The organism is Mycobacterium sp. ITM-2016-00317, from assembly GCF_002968295.1.
Classification (GTDB): Bacteria; Actinomycetota; Actinomycetes; order Mycobacteriales; family Mycobacteriaceae; genus Mycobacterium.
The window spans coordinates 712,604-734,314 of record NZ_CP134399.1 but is presented as its reverse complement, the minus strand read 5'-3'; the positions used below and the strand labels follow the sequence as shown (position 1 = coordinate 734,314).

Here is a 21,711-nt window from a genome sequence, read left to right as displayed (position 1 = left end):
GGATGACCGAGCCGGACGACCTCCCGACGCTGTGGAGCCACGAACCCCATCACCAGTTGGCGTTCCGGCCGGGCCAGAAGGTGGCCGACATCGACGCCGACGCCACACCGGGTTTCCGCGGCAGCAAATCCGACGCACCGACGCTGCAGGCCGAGCGCAACAAGCGCTTCGCGCAGCTGCAGGAGAAGCTCTACGCCAACAGCCGTTCCGGCGACACCCGCTCGGTGCTGCTGGTGCTGCAGGGCATGGACACCGCAGGCAAAGGCGGGATCGTCAAACATGTTGTGGGAGCCGGTAACCCGCAGGGCATCCAGTACCGCAGCTTTGGTAAGCCGACCCCCGAGGAGCTCAAGCACCACTACCTGTGGCGGATCCGCAAGGCCCTACCGACACCCGGCCATGTCGGGGTGTTCGACCGGTCGCACTACGAGGACGTGCTGATCGTGCGGGTGCACAACCTCGTCCCGCAGGACGTGTGGGAGCCGCGCTACGACGAGATCAACGCGTTCGAGCGGGAACTCATCGACAGCGGAACGTCTCTGATCAAGGTCGCGATGTTCGTCTCGCTCGACGAACAGAAGAAACGGCTCGCCGAACGGCTCGACCGGCCCGACAAGTACTGGAAGTACAACCCGGCCGACATCGACGAGCGGCTGAAATGGCCTGCCTACCAAGAGGCTTACCAGACGATGCTGGACCGGACCTCGACCGACCGGGCGCCCTGGCACATCGTGCCGTGCAACCGGAAGTGGTACAGCCGACTGGCCGTCACCGAACTGCTCATCGAGTCCCTCAAGCGGCTCAACATGTCATGGCCGCCACCGGATTTCGATGTCGAGGCCGAGAAGAAACGGCTCGCCAGCGCCTGACGGACCACGGCCTGACATCGAACTACCCGGCGGGACCTCAGCCCTTGACGAGGGTGAACTGCCCGACGTTGGTGATGCCGCGGCGGAAGAAGTCCGCGCAGCCGGTCAGGTAGTGCATGTACCGCTGGTAGACCTCGGGCGAGGTCAGCGCGATGGCTTCCTGCTGCTTGGCTTCCAGGTTGGCCGCCCACATGTCGAGCGTGCGCGCGTAGTGCGGCCGCAGCAGGTGGGTGCGCTCCAGCGTGAAGCCGGATCCGGCGGCGAGTTCCTCGATGTCCTCGACCGCGGGCAGCTGCCCACCGGGGAAGATCTCGGTGCCGATGAACTTCATGAACTTCAGGTCCGAGATGGTGAGCTTGATCCCGTTCTCGCGGAAGAACTTCTGCGTGTGGGCCAGGATCGTGTGCAGCAGCATGCGGCCGTCGGCGGGCAGGATGTCATAGGCCCGCTCGAAGAACAACGGGTAGCGCTCGGCCTTGAACGCCTCGAAGGCGCCGATCGACACGATCCGGTCAACGGGCTGGTCGAACTCCTCCCAGCCCTGCAGGCGCACCTCGGCCGTGCGCTTGGTGTCCAGGCCGGCCATCAGCGTCTTGCTGTACTCGAACTGGTTGCGGCTCAGGGTGATACCGATCACATTGACGTCGAATTTCTCGACAGCCCGGCGTAGCGCCCCGCCCCAGCCGCAGCCGACGTCGAGCAGCGTCATCCCCGGTTCGAGGTTCAGCTTGCCCAGTGCGAGGTCGAACTTGGCGATCTGCGCCTCATCGAGCGTCATGTCCTCGCGCTCGAAGTAGGAGCACGTGTACCCCATCGTCGGCCCCAGGAAGAGCGCGAAGAACTCGTTGGACACGTCGTAGATCGACTGCGATTCCTCGTAGTACGGCGACAGATCAGGTACGGCATTCGACATTGCGCAGGTAACCCCTTGCGGTTTCGCGGTTCGGTCGCCGGTCGAGAACGCAGTGGGACCGAGGTGGCCGCGCGCATGCCTGCCACAGTTCCGGCTGCCTTCTGAACCGACGCGTAAGTATTTCGCTACGCAGGGTAGCGGGACGTGCGCCGGACTCCTAACGCCGGCTCAATAGGTGTAGAAGCCCTTGCCCGACTTCTTGCCCAGTTGCCCGGCCTCCACCATGCGCTGCAGCAACGGCGGCGGGGCGAAGTTCGGGTCCTTGTACTCGTCGTACATCGAATCGGCGATCAGCTTCATGGTGTCGAGCCCGATCAGGTCGGACAGCCGCAGCGGTCCCATCGGGTGCGACAGGCCGGCGACGATCGCGGTGTCGATGTCCTCGACGGTGGCTACGCCGGCGTCGGCCATCCGGATCGCCGACAGCAGGTAGGGCACCAGCAGTGCGTTGACGACGAACCCGGACCGGTCGCCGCAGCGGACGACCTTCTTGCCCAGCACCTGGCTCGCGAACTGCTCCACCCGCGCCAGCGCCTCGTCGGAGGTGACCAGCGTGTTGACCAGCTCGACGAGCGGCAGCACCGGCACCGGGTTGAAGAAGTGCAGGCCGAGCACCCGGCTCGGGTTCTTGGTGGCCGCGGCGATCTTCATGATCGGGATGCTCGACGTGTTCGACGCGAGCACGGCGTCGGGGTCGGTGACGACCTCGTCGAGCTGGGCGAAGACCTTGGCCTTGACGGCCTCGTCCTCGATGATTGCCTCGATCACGAGCTGGCGGTCGGCGAGATCGGACAGGTCGGTGGTGAACCGCAGGCGTGCCAGCGTCACCTCGAAGTCGTCGGCGGCCAGTTTGCCCTTGGCCTTGGCCCGCTCCAGCGACGCGACCACACGGTCACGTCCGGCGTTGACGAGCGCGTCGCTCGGTTCGTAGACCACGACGTCGGCACCCGCCTTGGCCGACACCTCGGCGATCCCCGAGCCCATCTGCCCGGCGCCGACGACACCTACCCGTTCAATGCTCAAGACTTCTTCTCCTCCTCGCGTGCGGGCCAAGTTCTCACCTGGTTCCATGCGACAGATGGTTCCATGCGACAGACCCCGCCCAAGATCTCTGGGCGGGGTCTGCGCTGTCAAGCTGGACGAGCGTGCGCGTCGTCAATGTCCCGCACGGCGTGTCGCCCGCGGACACGCACGCTCGTGAGGCCGGGGGCCTCTAGTGGAACTGACCCTCTTCGGTCGAGCCCGCGAGCGCGGTGGTCGACGAGGTCGGGTCCACGGTGGTGGCGATCCGGTCGAAGTAGCCGGCGCCGACCTCGCGCTGGTGCTTCGTCGCGGTGTAGCCGCGCTCCTCGGCGGCGAACTCGCGCTCCTGCAGCTCGACGTAGGCGGTCATCTGGTTGCGGGCGTAGCCGTGGGCCAGATCGAACATCGAGTAGTTGAGCGCGTGGAAGCCGGCCAGCGTGATGAACTGGAACTTGAAGCCCATCGCGCCGAGCTCCTTCTGGAACTTCGCGATCGTCGCGTCGTCCAGGTGCTTGCGCCAGTTGAACGACGGCGAGCAGTTGTAGGCCAGCATCTGGTCCGGGAACTCGCTCTTGACGCCCTCGGCGAACTTCTTGGCCAGCTCCAGGTCCGGGGTGCCGGTCTCCATCCAGATGAGGTCGGAGTACGGCGCGTAGGCCTTGGCGCGGGCGATGCAGGGCTCGAGGCCGTTCTTCACCCGGTAGAAGCCCTCGGCGGTGCGCTCGCCGGTGATGAACGGCTGATCACGCTCGTCGACGTCGGAGGTGATCAGCGTCGCGGCCTCGGCGTCGGTACGGGCGATGACGACGGTCGGCACGCCGGCGACGTCAGCGGCCAGACGGGCCGAGGTCAGGGTGCGGATGTGCTGCTGGGTCGGGATCAGCACCTTGCCACCGAGGTGGCCGCACTTCTTCTCCGAGGCCAGCTGGTCCTCCCAGTGCGAGCCTGCGACACCGGCGGCGATCATCGCCTTCTGCAGCTCGTAGACGTTGAGCGCGCCACCGAAACCGGCCTCACCGTCGGCGACGATCGGGGCCAGCCAGTTCTCCACCGAGGTGTCACCCTCGACCTTGGCGATCTCGTCGGCGCGCAGCAGCGCGTTGTTGATGCGACGGATGACCTGCGGGACCGAGTTGGCCGGGTACAGGCTCTGATCCGGGTAGGTGTGGCCGGACAGGTTCGCGTCACCGGCGACCTGCCAACCCGACAGGTAGATGGCCTTGAGGCCGGCGCGGACCTGCTGGACGGCCATGTTGCCGGTCAGCGCACCGAGCGAGTTGACGAAGTCCATGTCGTGCAGCTGGGCCCACAGCACCTCGGCGCCGCGGCGGGCCAGGGTGTGCTCCTCGACGACGTGGCCCTGCAGGGCGACGACATCGGCCGGGGTGTAGGTACGGGTGACACCCTTCCAGCGCGGGTTGTTGTCCCAGTCGTGCTGGATCTGCTCGGGCGACTTCGGCGTGCCAACGGTCGACATTGGGCTGCTCCTTCGTTGTTGCAAAGTTGGTGCACATCGCCGGCGACTCCGGGGAGCCCCGGGACCGTCAGCGTTGTTAACACTCCAGCGGTTTCGCTGGCTTGCTAATTCGAGGATGCCTCAACTCGTTACCGCAGTTCCACCGGTTTCGCGTGCCAATTTCCGCCAAGGGATTCAGACTTTTTGCGAACCTTGCTAAGTGCGCCCTAGCTGAACCGGTTCAGAAGCTACTGGTCGGTAGCGAATAGCCGCAGGTCAGTACGCCCGTACTGTTTGGCAGGGCGAATCACAGCGGGAAGATCGCCGCGACGGCTTTGGTCTCGTCGCCGACGGCGTATGTGAGCGTTGTAACAGTGCGATCGGTCAGTTCTTCGCCGAACCGGTCGGTGGAACCCGCCGGATACTCATGCCGGAGGATCTCCAGCTTGTCGCCGAGAGCCACTGGGAGATCGTGTTCGATCGTCACCCGCAGCGGCGCTTTCATCAGCTCGGGGTGCGCGGACAGGTAGTCCTCCACGACGCTCCAGTACACCGAGTTGTTCATGTGGTCGAAGATGTCGATGTCGCTGACCCGCACGGGGTACTTGTGCACGGCGACCGCATTCTCGCGGCCCTCCCCTTTGAGGTAGGGCTTCCAGCGCAGACGATTCTCGCCGGTGGTGCGCCGCAGTCCCTCGATGAAGTCGTCGGAGATGCGCGCGGGCCCCTGGGTCTCCCGGTTGATGTTGATCCAGAACGCCTCCGATTCGACGAGGCCGCCGCTGCGCTTCCCGTCGATCCGCACCCGCATCTCGCACCACCGGTTCGACGTGCCCGAACACCAGCGCCGCAGTCGCAGCATGTCCTTGAACACGATCGGCTCGATCATGTCGATCATCGTGCGGCGCACGATCCACAGCGGATGCGTCTCCTCGAAGCCCATCTCGCGCAGCTGATCGGTGCCGATGTCCTGGATGTGCCGGGTGGCCGCGTCGAATTTGAGCCGGCCCTCCCGGTCCACGTCGGCGACGCGCAGCGGCCACTGGACGTCGAACACGTCCGGATGCGGATCGGGGACGGGCATCAACACCTTGGCCAGGCCCGCCGTCCCCCGGCTGGTACTCACGATTTTCGATACTGCCACACGCCGCCCGGCTGCCAAGGCTGCAAATTTCTCCTTCGCAGCGGTGTTAGTCCCTCGGTACGCTGACCACCGTGGCTAAAACGTTCGTCGGCGCCCGGGTCCGGCAACTGCGCAGCGAACGCGGGTTCAGCCAGGCCGCGCTCGCGCAGATGCTGGAGATCTCGCCGAGCTACCTGAACCAGATCGAGCACGACGTCCGGCCCCTGACCGTGGCGGTGCTGCTGCGCATCACCGAGGTGTTCGGGGTCGACGCCACGTTCTTCGCCTCCCAGGACGACACCCGGCTGATCGCCGAGCTGCGCGAGGTCCTGATGGACCGCGACCTCGACGTCGCCGTCGATCCCGCCGAGGTCGCCGACATGGTCGGGACGCACCCGTCGCTGGCCCGGGCGATGGTGAACCTGCACCGCCGCTATCAACTCACCACCACCCAGCTCGCCGCGGCGACCGAGGACCGGTTCAACGTCGGCAGCGCCAGCGGCACGGGCTCGATCTCCATGCCGCACGAAGAGGTGCGCGACTACTTCTACCAACGGCAGAACTATCTGCACGAACTCGACACCGCCGCCGAGGAACTCACCGCCGACATGCGGGTGCACCGCGGCGAGCTCGCCGGCGATCTGACCGACCGGCTGCGCTTCGTGCACGGCGTCACCGTCATCCGCCGGGTCGACCTCGGCGAGGGGGTGCTGCACCGCTACGACCCCGCGACCCGCCGGCTCGAGGTCGGCGACCGGCTGTCCCCGGGTCAGGCGGTGTTCCGGATGGCCGCCGAACTGGCCTATCTGGAGTGCGGCGAGCTGATCGACAAGCTGGTCGAGGAAGGCAAATTCACCAGCGGGGAGTCGCGCACGCTCGCGCGGATGGGGCTGGCGAACTACTTCGCCGCGGCCACCGTGCTGCCCTACGGCCAGTTCCACCAGGTGGCCGAGAAGTTCCGCTACGACGTAGAACGGCTCTCGGCCTACTACGCGGTCAGCTATGAGACCACCTGCCACCGGCTCTCCACCCTGCAACGGCCGTCGATGCGGGGCGTCCCGTTCTCGTTCGTCCGGGTCGACCGGGCCGGCAACATGTCCAAACGTCAGTCCGCCACCGGTTTTCACTTCTCCTCCAGCGGGGGCACGTGCCCGCTGTGGAACGTCTACGAGACGTTCGCCAACCCCGGAAAGATCTCCGTGCAGATCGCCGAGATGCCCGACGGACGCGCCTACATGTGGGTGGCGAGGACCGTGGAGCGCCGCGCGTCGCGCTATGGTCAGCCGGGTAAGACGTTCGCGATCGGTCTCGGCTGCGAACTGCGGCACGCGCACCGGCTGGTCTACTCGGAGGGTTTGGTTACCGGTGACCCCAATGTCCCAGCGACCCCGATCGGCGCCGGCTGCCGGGTGTGCGAGCGGGACAACTGCCCGCAGCGCGCATTCCCCGCGCTCGGCCGCGCGCTCGACATCGACGAACACCGCTCGACGGTGTCGCCCTACCTGGTGAGGCAGCCATGAGTACATCCGGACGGATCGAGCCCGGCGGCTTCAAGGAACTCGGCCCGCTGAACTGGGCGATCGCCAAGCTCGGCGCCCGCGGCATCCGCAGGCCCCGGTTCAGCCTGATGAACGTGCTCGGTCAGCACCGGCTGCTGTTCCTGACCTGGCTGCCGCTGTCGGGTCACCTGCTGTATGCGGGCAAGCTGTCCCGGCGCGACGCCGAGATCGTGATCCTGCGGGTCGGGCACCTGCGCGGCAGCGAGTACGAGTTGCAGCAGCACCGCAGGCTGGCCCGCAGCCGCGGGCTCGACGCCGACACCCAGGCCCGGATCTTCGCCGGGCCGGACGCCGAGGGGCTGTCCGACCGGGAGCGGACCCTGATCACCGCGACCGACGAGTTCGTCGTCACCCGGGGCGTCTCCCCCGAGACGTGGCAGGCGCTCTCGCAGCACTTCACGAAGCCGCAGCTGATCGAATTCTGCCTGCTCGCAGCGCAATACGACGGTCTGGCGGCCACCATCGCCACGCTGGGCGTACCGCTGGACTTCCCGGACTAGGCGGGTGCGCGGCGCGGTCGATTGACATATCGCCGCCTGGATGTAAACACCGCGGCTACCATCCGTTCATGGTTTCGAACCCTTGGCGCCACCCACCCGGCGTCCCCCGTTGCGAACCGCCTCGCGCCGAGGGCACCTTCTTCCTCCCCGACGGCCGAAGGTTGGGCTATGCCGAGTTCGGCGATCCGGCCGGCCCGGTGGTGCTGTGGTTCCACGGCACGCCCGGTGGCCGCCGTCAGCTGCCGATCGTCGGCCGGCGCGCCGCCGAAAAGCTTGGACTGCGCGTGGTGCTCGTCGAGCGGGCCGGCGCGGGTTTGAGCGACCGGCACCGCTACACCCAGATCGGCGACTGGGCGTCGGATATGGCACACGTCGCCGACGTGCTCGGGGCCGACAAGCTCGGCGTGGTCGGCCTGTCCGGGGGCGGCCCCTACGCGCTGGCGTGTGCCGGGATGCCGGCGCTGCGCGACCGGGTGGTGGCCGTCGCGGTCCTGGGCGGGGTGACCCCGTCGGTCGGCCCGGATGCCACGTGCAGCGGAGCGATCGCGCTGGCCCGGCAGATGGCAGCGGTCACGTCGGCGCTGCGCCGCCCGTTCGCCGCGGTGACCGCCGGGATGCTGACCCCGGTGATCCCGCTCGCCCACCTGGCCTACTCGGGTCTGGCAGCCGCGATGCCCGACGGCGACAAGCGGGTGTTCGCCAACCCGGAGATCGAGGCCATGTTCATCGACGACATCGTCCAGGTGGCCAACGGCGGATTCCAGGCGTTGCTCGACGATGCCCGAATGTTCGGCCGGGACTGGGGCTTTCGGCTCGCCGATGTCACGGTGCCGGTGCGTTGGTGGCACGGTGACGCCGACTCGATCATCTCGTTGGCCGACGCGCAGGCCGCCGCCGGGCACCTAGCCGATGTGGACCTGCTGCTGATGCCCGACGAAAGCCACCTGGGCGGCTTCGCGAAGGCCGACGACGTGCTCGCGTTCCTCGCGCCGCACCTGCAGCGGCCGAACGGGACCGGCCGGACACGACAGCAGGGCTGACGCCGGGACTCAGTGCGCCTCGGTGGTGACCACGACGCGGTCCCCGCCGCGGGCCTTGGCCTCGTACATCGCGGTGTCGGCGGCGGTGATCACGTCACCGAGATCGGCGTCCGAGCGGGCGCAGGCCAGACCGATGCTCACCGTGACGGGCGGCTGCGCCGGCGCGGAGACCTCGCCGCGGATCCGCTCCGCGACGCCCTCGGCGCTCGCCCCCGGCATCCGGTCGACGACCAGGAACTCCTCACCGCCCCAGCGCACCACCACGGCGCGCTCGGGCACGCTCGCCCGGATCCGCCGCGCCGTACGGATCAGCACGTCGTCGCCGGTCGCGTGCCCGAGCGTGTCGTTGACCGTTTTGAAGCCGTCGATGTCGATCAGCAGCGCGCACAGATCCGCGTCGGGAGGCACACCCTCGTTGAGCCGTTTGACCGACACCGCAAGCCCGCGCCGGTTGGTCAGCTCGGTCAGCGGATCGGTGAGCGACTGCATCGAGCTGTCCTGCAGCAACCAGAAGCCGAACTGCAGCGCCGGCAGGATGCACACCGTGACCAGCAGCGCGATCACGGCGCGCGACAGTGCAACCTGCAGGCCGTGCTCGGGTGTGGTCGCGGCCAGCCACACCGCGATGCCCACCACCGAGACCGTGCACCACATGATGTGGGCCAGATGCAGCCGCGGACCGTGGAAGAACACCACATAGCCGCCCGCACACAGCAGTATCGGGATCCCCGACATGGCCAGCGCCGGGTCGCCGAACAGCAGCGCCGACAGAGTCATCAGCACGTCGACGAACACCACCATCGCCGCCGAGGCCCTGGGGGTCGGCCACGGCAGGAACGCCCAGCGGGCCGCCCAGCCCAGGGAGCCGATGGCCACCACGGCCCATCCGACCCGGGCCGGTGTGCCGTCGACGCCGGGGGTGAGGAAGACGTTGAGCACCGAGAGCGCGCCCATCGTCGCGCCGATGCCTGCGATCAGCCAGCGAAGTACCGAGAGAAGTCCCCGGCTGCGCAGGAATTCCACCCGCCATTGGTAGTCATCGCGCTGACGCCACCATTGCAGCAGCGGATTGTCGACGGCCCTGTCCCCCACCGGGCCATTCTGGGAGTCCCGGCAAACACCGTCAAGCAATGCCGGGGCCGGATACGGCTACAGGTAGGTCACGCCGAGCACAGCCAGCGAGAACAGCACCGGCGAGACCGGCAGCGCCCACAGGAACGCCGCCCAGATCTCGGACCTGCGGTCCTTGCGGCGCATCTTCTGCCGCGCCAGCAACACACACGCCACCCCGGCGGCGAAGGACACCGCGGCCACCACCAGCACCCAGGTGGAGATGTCCGTCGACGCGATCGCCGCCGAGATCGCGGCCAGCCACAGGATGTGGCCGACCACCAGCCCGCCGGCGCTGGCGACCCAGAGCGCCCTCAACTAGAAGTTGATCATGTGGCCGACCAGCCCGTGGAAGCACTCCTGCAGCGCCTCGGACAGGGTCGGGTGGGTGTGCACGTTGCGGGCCAGCTCATTGGCCGTGAGGTCCCACTTCTGCGCCAGGGTCAGCTCGGGCAGCAGCTCGGAGACGTCGGGTCCGATCAGGTGGCCGCCCAGCAGCTCGCCGTACTTCTTGTCGGCGATCAGCTTCACGAAGCCGGTCGGGTCGGCCAGTCCGTGCGCCTTGCCGTTGGCGGTGAACGGGAACTTCGCGACGACAACGTCGTAGCCCTCGTCCTTGGCCTGCTGCTCGGTCAGGCCGAACGACGCGACCTGAGGCTGGCAGAACGTCGCGCGCGGCATCATCCGGTAGTCGCCCAGGGCCAGCGTGTCGGCGCCGGCGATGGTCTCGGCGGCGACCACGCCCATCGCCTCGGCGACGTGCGCCAACTGCAGCTTGCCGGTGACGTCGCCGATCGCGTAGATGTGCGGCACGTTGGTGCGCATGTAGTCGTCGATGCCGATGGCCTTGCGGTCGGTCAGCTCGACGCCGGCCTTGTCCAGGCCGAAGCCCTCGACGTTGGGGGCGAACCCGATGGCCTGCATGACCTTGTCGGCCTTGAGCTCTTCGGACTTGTCGTTCTTGCTGACCGTGACGATTACGGACCCGTCGCCCCCCTCATCAGTGATCTTCTCGACCTTGGTGCCGGTGAGGATCTTCACGCCCAGCTTCTTGTACTGCTTCTCGATCTCCTTGGAGACCTCGGCGTCCTCGTTGGGCAGCGCGCGCGGCAGGAACTCGACGATCGTGACGTCGACGCCGTAGTTCTTGAGCACGTAGGCGAACTCCATGCCGATGGCTCCGGCGCCGGCGATGATGATCGACCCGGGCAGCTCCCGCGACATGATCTGGTCCTCGTAGGTGACCACGTTCTCCGACAGCGAGGTGCCGGGCACCAGTCGCGTGCTCGAGCCGGTCGCGATGATCGCGTTGTCGAACTCGACGGATTCAGTGCCGCCCTCGTTCAGATCGACCTCGATGCTGTTGGGCCCGGTGAACTTGCCGTACCCGTGGATCTCGGTGATCTTGTTCTTCTTCATCAGGAAGTGCACGCCGGCCACCCGGCCGTCGGCGACCTTGCGGCTGCGGTCGTAGGCCGCGCCGTAGTCGAAGGTGGCCTCACCGCTGATGCCGAACGTCTTGGCTTCCTTGGTGAAGATGTGCGCCAGTTCGGCGTTGCGCAGCAGCGCCTTCGACGGGATGCACCCGACGTTGAGGCACACGCCGCCCCAGTACTTGGGTTCGATGATGGCGGCGCTCAGGCCGAGCTGTGCGGCACGAATGGCCGCGACGTACCCGCCGGGACCGGCTCCGAGGACTACGACGTCATAGTGGGTCACGGTTCTCACCCTAATGGGCGCGGCAAGGCGAGCGCGTGCGCCGCGAGAGCGTCGACCAACGCGGGGTCGTGACTGACGAGCACGACCGCGGCCCCATCAGCGGCGAACTCGGCCAGCAGCGACACCACCGACCCCGTGGCGATCGGATCGAGCATCGCGGTCGGCTCGTCGCACAGCACGTAGCGGGCCCGTTGGACCAGGACGCGGCCGAGGCACGCCCGTTGCAGCTGGCCGTCGCTGACCTGCCCCGGATAGCGTTCCAGCAGTTCCGGTTCCAGGCCGACGCGCAGCGCCACCTCGTCGACGGCGGGCTCCTCCCCGCGGATCGCGGCGGGCTCGGCGACGACCCTGGCCAGAGTCCAGCGCGGATTGCACACCAGCCGGGGATGCTGGGCCAGCAGCGCGATTGACCCCTTCGCCGGCGCCGCGGCGCCGTCGTAGCGGATTTCGCCCGCGTCGGCCGGGTGCAGACCAGCGAGCACGCGCAGCAGCGTCGTCTTGCCGCTGCCTGACGTTCCGGTGACACCGGTGACCGCGCCGGCGGGCGCGTCGAGGTCCACGCCGTCGAGCACCGTCGCGCCGCGGAAGGACACCGTGAGGCCGCGCGCCTCGATGCCGCTCACACCGGCACCGTGCCGAGCAGCGCCCGCAGGTACGGGTCGGGGTCGGCGAGCGCGTCGGCTAGTGGCTGCCGGGACCGCACGGTGCCGCGGGTCATCACCGCGACGTCGTCGCACACCGCGGACCGCAGCAGCGACGGCATGTCGTGGGTGATCACCAGCACGGCGGCGCCGTCGGCGGCCGCGTCGCCGAGCAGCCGCCAGACCATCGCGGCGTTGTCGGGGTCCAGTGCCGAGGTCGGTTCGTCGGCCAGCAGCAGCCCGGGCCGTCCGGCCAGCGCCGCGGCGATCGCGACGCGCTGGGCCATGCCGCCGGACAACTCGTGCGGGTAGCGCCGCACCACCGTGGCCGGCAGCGCGACGGCCGCACACAACTCGTCCGGGCCGCGGTCCGCGCCCAGACGGGCGCAGACCTCGCCCAGCTGGGAGCCGACGGTGCGCACCGGAGTGAACGACGTCGCCGCCGACTGCGGCACCACCCCGACGTGCCGGCCGCGCACGTCCCGCCAGGCCGGTTCGTCGTCGGGGCGCAGCTCGCGGTCGCCGAGCCGCACCTGCCCGCGGACCCGGGAGCCGGGTGGCAGCAGACCGGACAGGGCCGCCGCGACAAGTGATTTCCCGCAACCGGACTCACCGATCAGCGCGGTGACCCGGCCGGCCGGAACGTCGAGGTGTACGTCGTCGAGGACGCGCACGGCCGACGAGTGCCGTCCGCGCCGCAGCGCGATGTCGACCGTCAGCGCGGTCAGGCGGGCTGAAATCATTAGTCCTCCTCGCGTGCGGGATGTCACCACACCTGCCCCGTCGGCGCACGGCGTCGGTCGCGCGCGGAGGCGCCGGCCGCGGCGAACGCCACCGCGGTCGCGATGAGCGCCGCCGCGGGCACGGCCAGCGTCCACCACGCCCCGGTCAGCACGTCGCCGCGGGCCTCGCTGAGCAGGGTGCCCAGGCTGGCCCGGTCCGGGGAGAGCCCGACGCCGAGGAACGACAGTGTGGATTCGTGCCACACCGCGTGCGGCAGCAGCACCACCATCGCGACCAGCGCCTGCCCGGTGACCGCCGGGATCAGGTGGGTGCGGGCGGTGAACCACCGGGAGGCGCCGGCCAGCCGGGAAGTCTCCACCCAGCCCGCCTCGGCGACCGCGAGCAGTTCGGCGCGCACCACCCGGGCCACCGCCGGCCAGTGGGTCAGTGCGATCGAGGCGATGATCGCCAGCGGCGCCCCGCGCCACATCGCGGCGATGACGATCCCCACCACCAGGTGGGGCAGCGCGTTGACGCCGTCGACCAGCCGCATCACCACCGCGTCGAGCCAGCCGCCGACCAGCGCGGCGGCGACGCCGATGGCCAGGCCGAGCGCGGTGGCCGCCACCGCGCAGACGACGGCGATCAACAGCGACACCCGCAGTCCTTCGGCGGTGCGGGTCAGCAGGTCGTAGCCCGAATGATCGGTTCCGGCAAGGTGTCCGGCGCCCGGGGGCCGCAGCGCCGCGGAGAAGTCGGCGACCTGCGGGCCCGCCAGCAGCGGGATGCCCACCGCGGCAACGACGATCACGGCGAGCAGCACCCAGGGTGCCTGCGGCTTCATGCCGCCATCCGGATGCGTGGGTCGATCGCGACCGCGGCCGCGTCGGAAAGCGCGGAACCGGCCAGCACCGCGGCCGCCGCCGCGACCGTCAACGCGGCCAACAACGGGAAGTCAAGCGCTGCAGCGGAATCCACCAGCACGGCGGCCATCCCCGGCCAGCCGAACACGGTCTCCACGATCGCCGCGCCGGCGATCAGCTCCGGAAGCCGGGTGCCCAGCAACGCCAGCGTGGGAAGCACCGAGACCGGCGCGATGTGCCCGCGCAGCAGCGCCCAGCCGTGCACACCCCGGGACCGGGCGCCGCGGACCGCGTCGGAGTCGACACCGGCCGCCACCGCCGCACGGGTGGTCAGCAGCAGCCACGGGATCATCGACACCGTGAGCGCGACCCACGGCAGGATGCCGTGCCGCAGAACGCCTTCCACGGTGTAGCCGGCACCCGGGGCGGCCGCGCCCGACGCCGGGAGCCAGCGCAGGCCCACCGCCACGACGACCACCAGCGCCAGTGACACCACGAACGGCGGCACGGCGGCGAACGTCACCGAGAACCCGGTGGCCAGGCGGTCGAGCAGGCCGCCGCGGCGCATGCCGGCCAGACATCCCAGCAGCAGCGCCAGCGCGGTCGCGGCCAGCAGCGCCGCGCCGGACAGTCCCAGGGTGAACGGCATCCGCTCGGCCAGCACCGTCGCGACCGGCTGCGACTGGGTCGACGACCAGCCGAGGTCACCGCGGACCAGTCCGCCCAGCCACTGCCACCACGCCAGATACCACGGCTGGTCAGTGCCGTAGGCCGCGCGCATCGCGTCTCGCTGGGACGGGGTGGCGAACTGGTAGTTGTTGCCGAGGTAGGCGGCCAGCGGGTCGAACGGCGACAGCGACGCGACGGCGAAGATCGCCGCCGAGATCGCGACCGTCAGCGGGATCGCGATCGCGATGCGCACACCCAGAAGTCGCGCCGCGGCGGCCGCGGGCGTCAGCGTGTCCATCGGGCCACGTTCCACCACGGACCCCACGACACACCGTGCGAGTGCGGTTCCATGATCGGCGCCGTCTGGTTCCAGCCGGTGTCGCGGTAGCCGTAGGTGTGGTCGAGGAACACCAGGAACACCTGCGACGGTTCGGCGGTGTAGGCCGCCTGGATGTCGCGGTAGAGCCGGTCCTTCTCCGGTCCGGGTGCCGACCGCACAGCGCGCTCCAGCATGTCGTCGAGGCCGGGCGCGGTGAAATTGCCCGGATTCGAGTACGGCGAGGAGTCCGGGACACGGGTATGCAGCGTGTCGTACACCTGGGAATCGATGCTGTAGGGCGTCGCGCCGCCGCCGAGCAGCACCGCGGAGTCACCGAACCGGGTGTCGATCTCGTCCCAGCTGGTGCCGCGGGGCCGGACGTCGATGCCCAGCGGCTGCATCGCGGCCGCGTACGCCACCGCCAGGTCGCGGCGCAGCGTGTCCTGCGCGTTGTAGAGAAGCTCGAAAGACGCACGCACGCCATCCTTTTCGCGGATCCCGCCGGCGCCGACGCGCCACCCCGCGTCGTCCAGCACCGCTGCGGCGCGGTCGGTGTCGAACGCGAAACCGGCATCCGGGTTGTAGGCGGGCCCGTACATCTCGGCGACCGGCGTGCCTGCCGGGCGGCCGTGGCCGGCGAGCACGTCGCGCACCATCGCGTCACGGTCCACCCCGAGGTTCATCGCGAGCCGGGCCCGGACGTCGGCGGTGAACGGGTTGCCGGCGGGCAGTGCGACGCCGCGCCAGTCGGCCGACCGCACGCCGACGGTCTGTACCTCGTCACCTGCGATCGAATCGACAAGGCGCGGCGGCAGATTCGCGCCGTCGACCGCACCCGAGACGATGCTCTGCGCCCGCGCGTTGTCGTCGGGCGTGTACAGGTAGACCAGACGTCTGACCTGCGCCGGGTCCCCCCAGTAGTCGTCGCGGGCGACCAGCACGGCCTGGTCGGGCCGCAGGCTGTCCAGGCGGTAGGGGCCGGTGCCCACCGGCGCGGTGTTGACCGCCCAGTCGGCGGCGGGTGCGGCCTCGATCTTCTCGGCGGGCAGGATCCCGAGGAGCAGATACGGCCGCGGGTCGGCCGCGGTGTCGAGTTCGACGACGACGGCGCCCGGGCCGTCGGCGGTCAGCGCCACGATGGGCGCCACCGACGTCGAGATCTCCGAGGCCACCGCCGGATCCGCGACCGCGGCGTAGGTGGCGACCACGTCTGCCGAGTCGAAGGTGCTGCCGTCGGAGAACACGACGCCGGCGCGCAGCGGGATGCGCCAGCGGTGGGGGCCGGCCGGTTCGGGTGCCCGTCCGGCCAGGGCCGGGACCAGTTCGGGGACCGTGTCGTCGGTGGGTGCGTCGGGGCGGTAGAGCCCTTCGTAGATCGGCGAGACGCCGGATTCGGAGTAGCCGTTGACCGGGTTGTAGCCGCCGAGCTGGTAGCTGTCGGCGAGCACGATCTGGTCGGTCTGCTCCTCGGCGGGGCCGGCGCATGCGGCGACGGTGGCCACGGTCAGGGCACACGCCAGCGCCACCCGCAGTTTCATGTGTCTATCTGAACACATGAGCAAGAGGGCCGCGCGACCTACCGGGCGGTCACCTGGGGATCCAGCCGAACACGTACGCGGCGTAGAGCAGCGCCGCACCGGCGCCCGCGGCCATCGGCGCGGACATCATCGCGACCGCCATCGCGGCGACGCCCGGCCGGTCCTGCACCATCGAGGACAGCAGGCTGCCGACCACACAGGCGATCACGAACACCAGCACCGCGAACACCGGCACGGCCTTGTCCAGCGAGTGATACCACCAGTAGTACAGGCCGGCACCTGCCGCGGCGGCGACGATCCACATGCCGATCACGATCAGCGCGAAGCGCCAGCGGCTGACGTACTGGGCGACCGCGGGGATCACCACCGGTGGCACGTGCCGGGGCGGGATCTCGGCGGGACCGGCGGGGGCGTCGAGCGCGATCTGGTCCTCAGACACCGGAGGCCACCTGGATCGCGGTCATCGCACCCAACCAGCCCGGACCGATCGCCAGGATCATCGCGCCCAGCGCGGTCGCCCACCGCTTGCTCGACAGCAGGATCATCGCCATGCCCACGACACCGGGCACGCCGACCACCAGGCCGATCGCGAGGTCAGGGCGGATGGTCGCGGTGATCTCGACAGCCGCGACGAGCGCGGCCATCATGCCGAGAGCGACGCCGACGATCATCACTCCGGCCAGCACCGATGCGCGTGGCAGCGGGATCACGCCTCAGACGATAACGCCCTGGTCGGCAATACCCCGGGCGGCGCGCCCGGCCGCGGAATAGTATTCCGGGTCGCCGAGAGGGCCGATTTTGCAGCCGGGAACGCTATTCCGCGACGGGAATGGCGCAGGCGTCCTGAATCTCGAGGCCGGCCTCGGCGACGACGTGCGTGCCGGTCGCCGGCGGCCGCTCCCCCCGCTCGTACGCCGAGCCCGTCACCGGCGGTTCGGCGTCCAGCGCGCGGTTCTCGTCGTCGGTGAACGCTCGGCCGCGCGACAGGAAGCGCTTGCCCTCCGGCGCTTCGAGGCTGAACCCGCCGCCGCGGCCGGGCACCACGTCGATCACCAGCTGGGTGTGCTTCCACGCATCGAACTGCGGGCCGGAGATCCACACCGGGACCCCGCCGTCGCCGACGTCGAGCACCGCGAGCAGCACGTCGCGGTCCCCGACGATGAAGTCCCCGTCGGGGTAACACATCGGCGACGAACCGTCGCAGCAGCCGCCGGACTGGTGGAACATCAACGCGCCGTGCCGCTGCTGCAGATCGCGCAGCAGTTCGGCGGCGGACTCGGTCACCAGCGCTCGCTTCGGGATCTCCACGTCAGTCATCTTCCTCCCCCGCGACGGCGCACTGCCCCACCACGGCGGCGGTCCTTGCGGCGCGGATCGCCGGGGCCTTCGAGGGCGGGAGCAGCAGCCTGCGGTCGACCGGATAGCGGACCTGCAGGTCGACCGACCCGGCGAAGCGGTACGGCTGCGCCGCGAGCAGGCCGGTGAACTGCTTGCGCAGCCGCGACATCTCCGCGCGCACGGTCACCACCCGCGACCGGTCGCCGTAGAGATCCTCCGCGAGCTGGGGTGCGGTCCGCCCCTGCGGTGAGATCGCGAGCGTGCACAGGATCTCCGCGTGCCGCAGGCTCAGATCGTGGCGCCAGCTGCCGAACTCGCCGGCCATCACCAACGCCGGCGCGTCGGGATCGGCGAGGTCGAGCGTCGCCCGGGAGACCTGCGCGTCCCCGTCGTCCCGGTCGGCCAGCCGGACCAGCCACCCGCCGGGCAGCGGTTCGACCGCGCACATGCCCAACGCCGTCAACCAGACCCGGCCCGGCGCCATCTGCTCGGGCAGCAGAATCCGGTTGTGCAGCGGCATCGCGTCGACGGCGGCCACCCAGCCCTCGGTGTCGACGGCCAGCGCCGGGCTGCCCATCCGCGCGAGGATCGGCGCGGCCAGCGCGCGCAGCCGGTTCAGGGTGCGGTCGTGTTCCTGTCGCAATTGCGATTCGGCCAGTCGGGCCACGGCGTCGACGAGCGCGATGGTGGTCGGGTGCACCGTGGCCGCGGGGCCCGACACGTCGACGACCCCGATGACCTGTCCGGTGCGGGGATCCCGGATCGGCGCCCCGGCGCAGGTCCACGGGTGGTGGCTGCGCAGGAAGTGCTCGGCCGAGAACACCTGCACGGGTCCCTGGGATACCAGTGCGGTACCGATCGCGTTGGTGCCGACGGCTCCCTCGCCCCAGTTGGCGCCCTCGACGAACCCGAGCCGGTCGGCGTTGTTCAGCACCGCGGGCGATCCGGACCGCCACAGCACCCGGCCGCGGGCGTCGGCGACGACGAGGATGTTGTGCCCGTCGGCGACCAGCGACTCCAGCCCGTGCGAGATCTCCCCGAGCACCTCCATCAGCCCCGACGACCGGCGCAGCATCTCCAGCGCGCCGGACTCCACGACCGGTGCGACGTCGGCCCCCCGGGCGTCCAGGCCGCCGGCCAGCATCCGGCGCCAGGACTCGCCGATCACCTCCCGCGGCCGGGCCGGTGCGCGGTGGCCGGCCATGGTCGCGTCGTAGACCGCCGACATCAGCCGCGCATAGCTGCGCGGGTCCTCGCCGACCGCCACCGCGGGCTCAGGCACGGGCGAACCTTGCATCGAAGCCCATAGTGCCCCCTATCTCAGCGGTAGACCAGACCGCCGTCGATCAGCCCGGCCTGCCCGGTCATGTAGTCGGCGTCCGGTCCCGCCAGATAGGAGACGAACCCGGCGACGTCGTCGGGGGTCTCGGCGCGGCCCAGCGCGATGCCGCCGACGAACTTGTCGTAGGTCGCGCCCTCGGCCGCGCCGGTCAGTTCGGCGAAACGCCTGTCGATCTCGACCCACATGTCGGTGCCGACCACTCCGGGGCAGTACGCGTTGACGGTGATGCCGTCGGCAGCGTGCTCCTTGGCCGCGGCCTGGGTCAGCCCGCGCACCGCGAACTTCGATGCGCTGTAGATCCCCAGCATCTCGAAACCGTCGTGCCCGGCGATCGAGGAGGCGTTGATGATCTTGCTGATCTTGCCGGCCTCGTGGTTACCGAGTTCCTTGAACTTGGCGACGGCGGCCTGGATTCCCCACAGCACCCCGTCGACGTTGATCGACCACAGCTTGCGGACCTGGTCGGCGGTCGCGTCGGCGATCGGGCCGACCAGCGCGATCCCGGCGTTGTTCACCATGATGTCGAACCCGCCCAGTGCCGATGCGGCGTGGTCCACCGCCGCGAACACCTGATCGCGGTCGCTGACATCGGCGACGAATGTCGTTGATTTGCGGCCGGTCTCGGCGATCTCGTCGGTGACCCCACCCAGATTGTCCTGATCGACGTCGACCAGGGCGACGTCGGCGCCGTCGCGGGCCAGGCGCAGCGCGATGCCGCGTCCGATACCGCGCCCAGCGCCGGTGACCAGGGCCACCTTTCCGTTGATCGTCATTGCTGTGCAACTCCTTTCGGGTCGACCAATACCTTCATCTTCGTGCCGGCGTGCAGTGCTTCGAACCCCTCGTCGACCACGTCGTCGATCGGGATCCCGTTGAACCCGACCTGCAGCTTGACGGTGCCCGGCCGCACCTGCGGTTCGGGGACGTCGTCGACCTTCAGCGCGTTCGGTCCGTGGTACACAGCTGCTCGCATAGCGGTATGTCTATGTGACCGCCGCCACAGTGCGAAAGAGTTGCACAGGGTTGCACCCGCGGGTGCAACCGTTCGCAACTCTTGCCGAGCGTGCGGGCATAGGTGTGTTCTGGCTCACATGACTTCGACTCTCGACTCTCAGACCACCACGGAGCAGACCCCGCAGCAGCGCGTGGACCGCTGGCTGGCCGACTTCGAGGCCGCGCTCGCGGTGCGCGACATCGAACGGGCGACCGGCATGTTCGCCGTCGACAGCTTCTGGCGCGACCTGGTGTCGTTCACCTGGAACATCAAGACCATGGAGGGTCGCGACCAGATCGCCGACATGCTCGGTGCGCGGCTCGCCGAGACCGACCCGTCGGGCTTCCGGACCAGGGAGGAAGCAACCGCCGACGGCGACGTGACCTCGGCGTTCATCCAGTTCGAGACCGCCTCCGGCCGGGGCACCGGGCATCTTCGGCTCAAGGGCGACCAGGCCTGGACCCTGCTCACCGCATTGCAGGAGCTCAAGGGCCACGAGGAACCCAGGGGCGAGAGCCGCGTCCTCGGCGCGGTCCACGGTGACGATCCGGACCCGCGGTCGTGGGCCGAGAAGAAGGCCGCCGAGGACGCCGAGCTGGGCCGGTCCATCCAGCCGTACGCGCTGGTGATCGGCGGCGGTCAGGGCGGTATCGCGCTCGGGGCGCGGCTGCGCCAGCTCGGTGTGCCCGCGATCGTCGTCGACAAGCACGAACGCCCCGGCGACCAGTGGCGCAAGCGGTACAAGTCGCTGTGCCTGCACGACCCGGTCTGGTACGACCACCTGCCGTATCTGCCGTTCCCGCCGAACTGGCCGGTGTTCGCGCCGAAGGACAAGATCGGCGACTGGCTGGAGTTCTACACCCGGGTGATGGAGGTGCCGTACTGGTCGAAGACCACCTGCCTGTCGGCGGTGTTCGATGATCAGGCCCAGCAGTGGACCGTCGAGGTGGACCGCGACGGTGAACGGCTGACCCTGCACCCGACCCAGCTGGTGCTGGCCACCGGCATGTCGGGCAAGCCGAACGTGCCCACGCTGCCCGGTCAGGACGTCTTCGCCGGCGACCAGCACCACTCGTCGGCGCATCCGGGACCGGACAGGTACGTCGGGAAGAAGGCCGTGGTGATCGGGTCGAACAACTCCGCGCACGACATCTGCAAGGCGCTCTACGAGAACGGCGTCGACGTGACGATGGTGCAGCGCTCGTCCACCCACATCGTCAAGTCCGACACCCTGATGGACGTCGGGCTCGGTGACCTGTACTCCGAGCGGGCGGTGGCCGCCGGGATGACGACCGAGAAGGCGGACCTGACGTTCGCGTCGCTGCCGTACCGGATCATGCACGAGTTCCAGATCCCGCTGTACGACCAGATGCGCGAACGCGACAAGGAGTTCTACGACCGCCTGGAAGCGGCCGGCTTCGAACTGGACTGGGGTGCAGACGGATCCGGGTTGTTCATGAAGTACCTGCGGCGCGGGTCGGGCTACTACATCGACGTCGGGGCCTGCGACATGGTCGCCGACGGACGAATCAAGCTGGCGCACGGGCAGGTCGACCGTCTGACCGAGAACTCGGTGGTGCTGTCCGACGGCACCGAACTGCCCGCCGACGTCGTGGTGTACGCGACCGGCTACGGCTCGATGAACGGCTGGGCGGCCGACCTGATCGGTCAGGACGTCGCGGACAAGGTGGGCAAGGTGTGGGGCCTGGGCAGCGACACCCCGAAGGACCCCGGGCCGTGGGAGGGCGAGCAGCGCAACATGTGGAAGCCGACCCAGCAGCCCAACCTGTGGTTCCACGGCGGCAACCTGCACCAGTCCCGGCACTACTCGCTGTACCTGGCACTGCAGCTCAAGGCCCGTTTCGAGGGGATGCCCACACCGGTGTACGGCCTGCAGGAGGTCCACCACCTGTCCTGACCCTCTCCCCGCCGAAATTGCATTCCACGCGGCGAAAAGGGCCCGCAGCCCGCG

The 21,711-nt window shown here is 69.4% G+C and carries 23 protein-coding genes; 5 read left to right on the top strand and 18 right to left on the bottom strand.

All coding sequences use genetic code 11. From position 1 onward, the window contains the following. The first annotated feature begins 2 nt into the window (after positions 1-2). Entirely contained in the window at positions 3-869 is an 867-nt protein-coding gene (locus tag C6A87_RS03505; RefSeq protein ID WP_311115997.1) for a polyphosphate kinase 2 family protein, read from the top strand. 37 nt (positions 870-906) lie between these two features. On the opposite strand, the gene C6A87_RS03500 is transcribed toward C6A87_RS03505, so the two are convergent. The 4 genes from C6A87_RS03500 to C6A87_RS03485 form a co-directional block, all read right to left on the bottom strand. After that, positions 907-1,782 (bottom strand): cyclopropane mycolic acid synthase family methyltransferase, encoded by an 876-nt coding sequence (locus C6A87_RS03500; protein WP_311115996.1) that lies wholly within the window; start codon positions 1,780-1,782, stop codon positions 907-909. A 168-nt stretch (positions 1,783-1,950) separates the two neighbouring features. Continuing rightward, positions 1,951-2,853 (bottom strand): 3-hydroxybutyryl-CoA dehydrogenase, encoded by a 903-nt coding sequence (locus C6A87_RS03495; protein ID WP_396836986.1) that lies wholly within the window; start codon positions 2,851-2,853, stop codon positions 1,951-1,953. Positions 2,854-2,995: 142 nt separating this feature from the next. Beyond that, positions 2,996-4,282, bottom strand: coding sequence for an isocitrate lyase (aceA, locus tag C6A87_RS03490; protein WP_311115994.1), 1,287 nt, complete (start codon positions 4,280-4,282; stop codon positions 2,996-2,998). 286 nt (positions 4,283-4,568) lie between these two features. Further along, positions 4,569-5,345, bottom strand: a complete 777-nt coding sequence (locus tag C6A87_RS03485; RefSeq protein ID WP_396837063.1) for an acyl-ACP thioesterase domain-containing protein — start codon at positions 5,343-5,345, stop codon at positions 4,569-4,571. Between the two features lie 131 nt (positions 5,346-5,476). Between C6A87_RS03485 and ramB the strand changes: the two genes are divergently transcribed. The 3 genes from ramB to C6A87_RS03470 all read left to right on the top strand — a co-directional run bounded on the left by ramB (position 5,477) and on the right by C6A87_RS03470 (position 8,483). Further along, entirely contained in the window at positions 5,477-6,904 is a 1,428-nt protein-coding gene (ramB, locus tag C6A87_RS03480; protein ID WP_311115992.1) for an acetate metabolism transcriptional regulator RamB, read from the top strand. Beyond that, a complete protein-coding gene (locus C6A87_RS03475) occupies positions 6,901-7,443 on the top strand; it encodes a carboxymuconolactone decarboxylase family protein (protein WP_311115991.1) in 543 nt (180 codons plus the stop codon). Before ramB ends, C6A87_RS03475 begins: the two co-directional genes overlap by 4 nt. A gap of 68 nt (positions 7,444-7,511) precedes the next feature. Then, on the top strand, positions 7,512-8,483 hold the full coding sequence (locus C6A87_RS03470; protein WP_311115990.1) for an alpha/beta fold hydrolase: 972 nt from the start codon (positions 7,512-7,514) through the stop codon (positions 8,481-8,483). A 9-nt stretch (positions 8,484-8,492) separates the two neighbouring features. Here the strand turns inward: C6A87_RS03470 and C6A87_RS03465 are convergent, their stop codons facing one another. From C6A87_RS03465 to C6A87_RS29160, 14 genes are all read right to left on the bottom strand, one after another. Next, positions 8,493-9,575, bottom strand: coding sequence for a GGDEF domain-containing protein (locus tag C6A87_RS03465; protein WP_311115989.1), 1,083 nt, complete (start codon positions 9,573-9,575; stop codon positions 8,493-8,495). Between the two features lie 57 nt (positions 9,576-9,632). Further along, entirely contained in the window at positions 9,633-9,911 is a 279-nt protein-coding gene (locus C6A87_RS03460; RefSeq protein WP_311115988.1) for a hypothetical protein, read from the bottom strand. After that, positions 9,912-11,312, bottom strand: a complete 1,401-nt coding sequence (lpdA, locus tag C6A87_RS03455; RefSeq protein WP_311115987.1) for a dihydrolipoyl dehydrogenase — start codon at positions 11,310-11,312, stop codon at positions 9,912-9,914. It lies immediately after the preceding gene. Between the two features lie 5 nt (positions 11,313-11,317). Next, entirely contained in the window at positions 11,318-11,935 is a 618-nt protein-coding gene (locus C6A87_RS03450; protein WP_311115986.1) for an ATP-binding cassette domain-containing protein, read from the bottom strand. Continuing rightward, complete coding sequence (locus C6A87_RS03445) at positions 11,932-12,696, bottom strand: ATP-binding cassette domain-containing protein (protein ID WP_311115985.1); 765 nt, start codon at positions 12,694-12,696, stop codon at positions 11,932-11,934. Before C6A87_RS03445 ends, C6A87_RS03450 begins: the two co-directional genes overlap by 4 nt. A gap of 23 nt (positions 12,697-12,719) precedes the next feature. Next, positions 12,720-13,520, bottom strand: a complete 801-nt coding sequence (locus tag C6A87_RS03440) for an ABC transporter permease (RefSeq protein ID WP_311115984.1) — start codon at positions 13,518-13,520, stop codon at positions 12,720-12,722. Continuing rightward, a complete protein-coding gene (locus tag C6A87_RS03435; protein ID WP_311115983.1) occupies positions 13,517-14,506 on the bottom strand; it encodes an ABC transporter permease in 990 nt (329 codons plus the stop codon). The genes C6A87_RS03440 and C6A87_RS03435 overlap by 4 nt, the downstream gene beginning before the upstream one ends. Next, positions 14,494-16,065 (bottom strand): ABC transporter substrate-binding protein, encoded by a 1,572-nt coding sequence (locus C6A87_RS03430; protein ID WP_311115982.1) that lies wholly within the window; start codon positions 16,063-16,065, stop codon positions 14,494-14,496. The genes C6A87_RS03435 and C6A87_RS03430 overlap by 13 nt, the downstream gene beginning before the upstream one ends. Before the next feature lie 49 nt (positions 16,066-16,114). Beyond that, positions 16,115-16,504, bottom strand: a complete 390-nt coding sequence (locus C6A87_RS03425) for a hypothetical protein (protein WP_311115981.1) — start codon at positions 16,502-16,504, stop codon at positions 16,115-16,117. Continuing rightward, positions 16,497-16,775, bottom strand: a complete 279-nt coding sequence (locus C6A87_RS03420; RefSeq protein WP_311115980.1) for a putative holin — start codon at positions 16,773-16,775, stop codon at positions 16,497-16,499. Before C6A87_RS03420 ends, C6A87_RS03425 begins: the two co-directional genes overlap by 8 nt. Positions 16,776-16,878: 103 nt before the next feature. After that, complete coding sequence (locus tag C6A87_RS03415) at positions 16,879-17,373, bottom strand: DUF779 domain-containing protein (protein WP_311117806.1); 495 nt, start codon at positions 17,371-17,373, stop codon at positions 16,879-16,881. Position 17,374: 1 nt separating this feature from the next. Continuing rightward, complete coding sequence (locus C6A87_RS03410) at positions 17,375-18,700, bottom strand: GAF domain-containing protein (protein WP_311115979.1); 1,326 nt, start codon at positions 18,698-18,700, stop codon at positions 17,375-17,377. 23 nt (positions 18,701-18,723) lie between these two features. Next, positions 18,724-19,518 carry an acetoin reductase gene (locus C6A87_RS03405; RefSeq protein ID WP_311115978.1) on the bottom strand — a complete coding sequence of 265 codons (795 nt, stop codon included), beginning with the start codon at positions 19,516-19,518 and terminating at the stop codon, positions 18,724-18,726. Then, on the bottom strand, positions 19,515-19,718 hold the full coding sequence (locus C6A87_RS29160; RefSeq protein ID WP_396837152.1) for a hypothetical protein: 204 nt from the start codon (positions 19,716-19,718) through the stop codon (positions 19,515-19,517). Before C6A87_RS29160 ends, C6A87_RS03405 begins: the two co-directional genes overlap by 4 nt. A 118-nt stretch (positions 19,719-19,836) precedes the next feature. On the opposite strand from C6A87_RS29160, the gene C6A87_RS03395 reads away from it, so the two are divergent. After that, on the top strand, positions 19,837-21,657 hold the full coding sequence (locus C6A87_RS03395) for an NAD(P)/FAD-dependent oxidoreductase (RefSeq protein WP_311115977.1): 1,821 nt from the start codon (positions 19,837-19,839) through the stop codon (positions 21,655-21,657). The last annotated feature ends 54 nt before the right edge of the window (positions 21,658-21,711 follow it).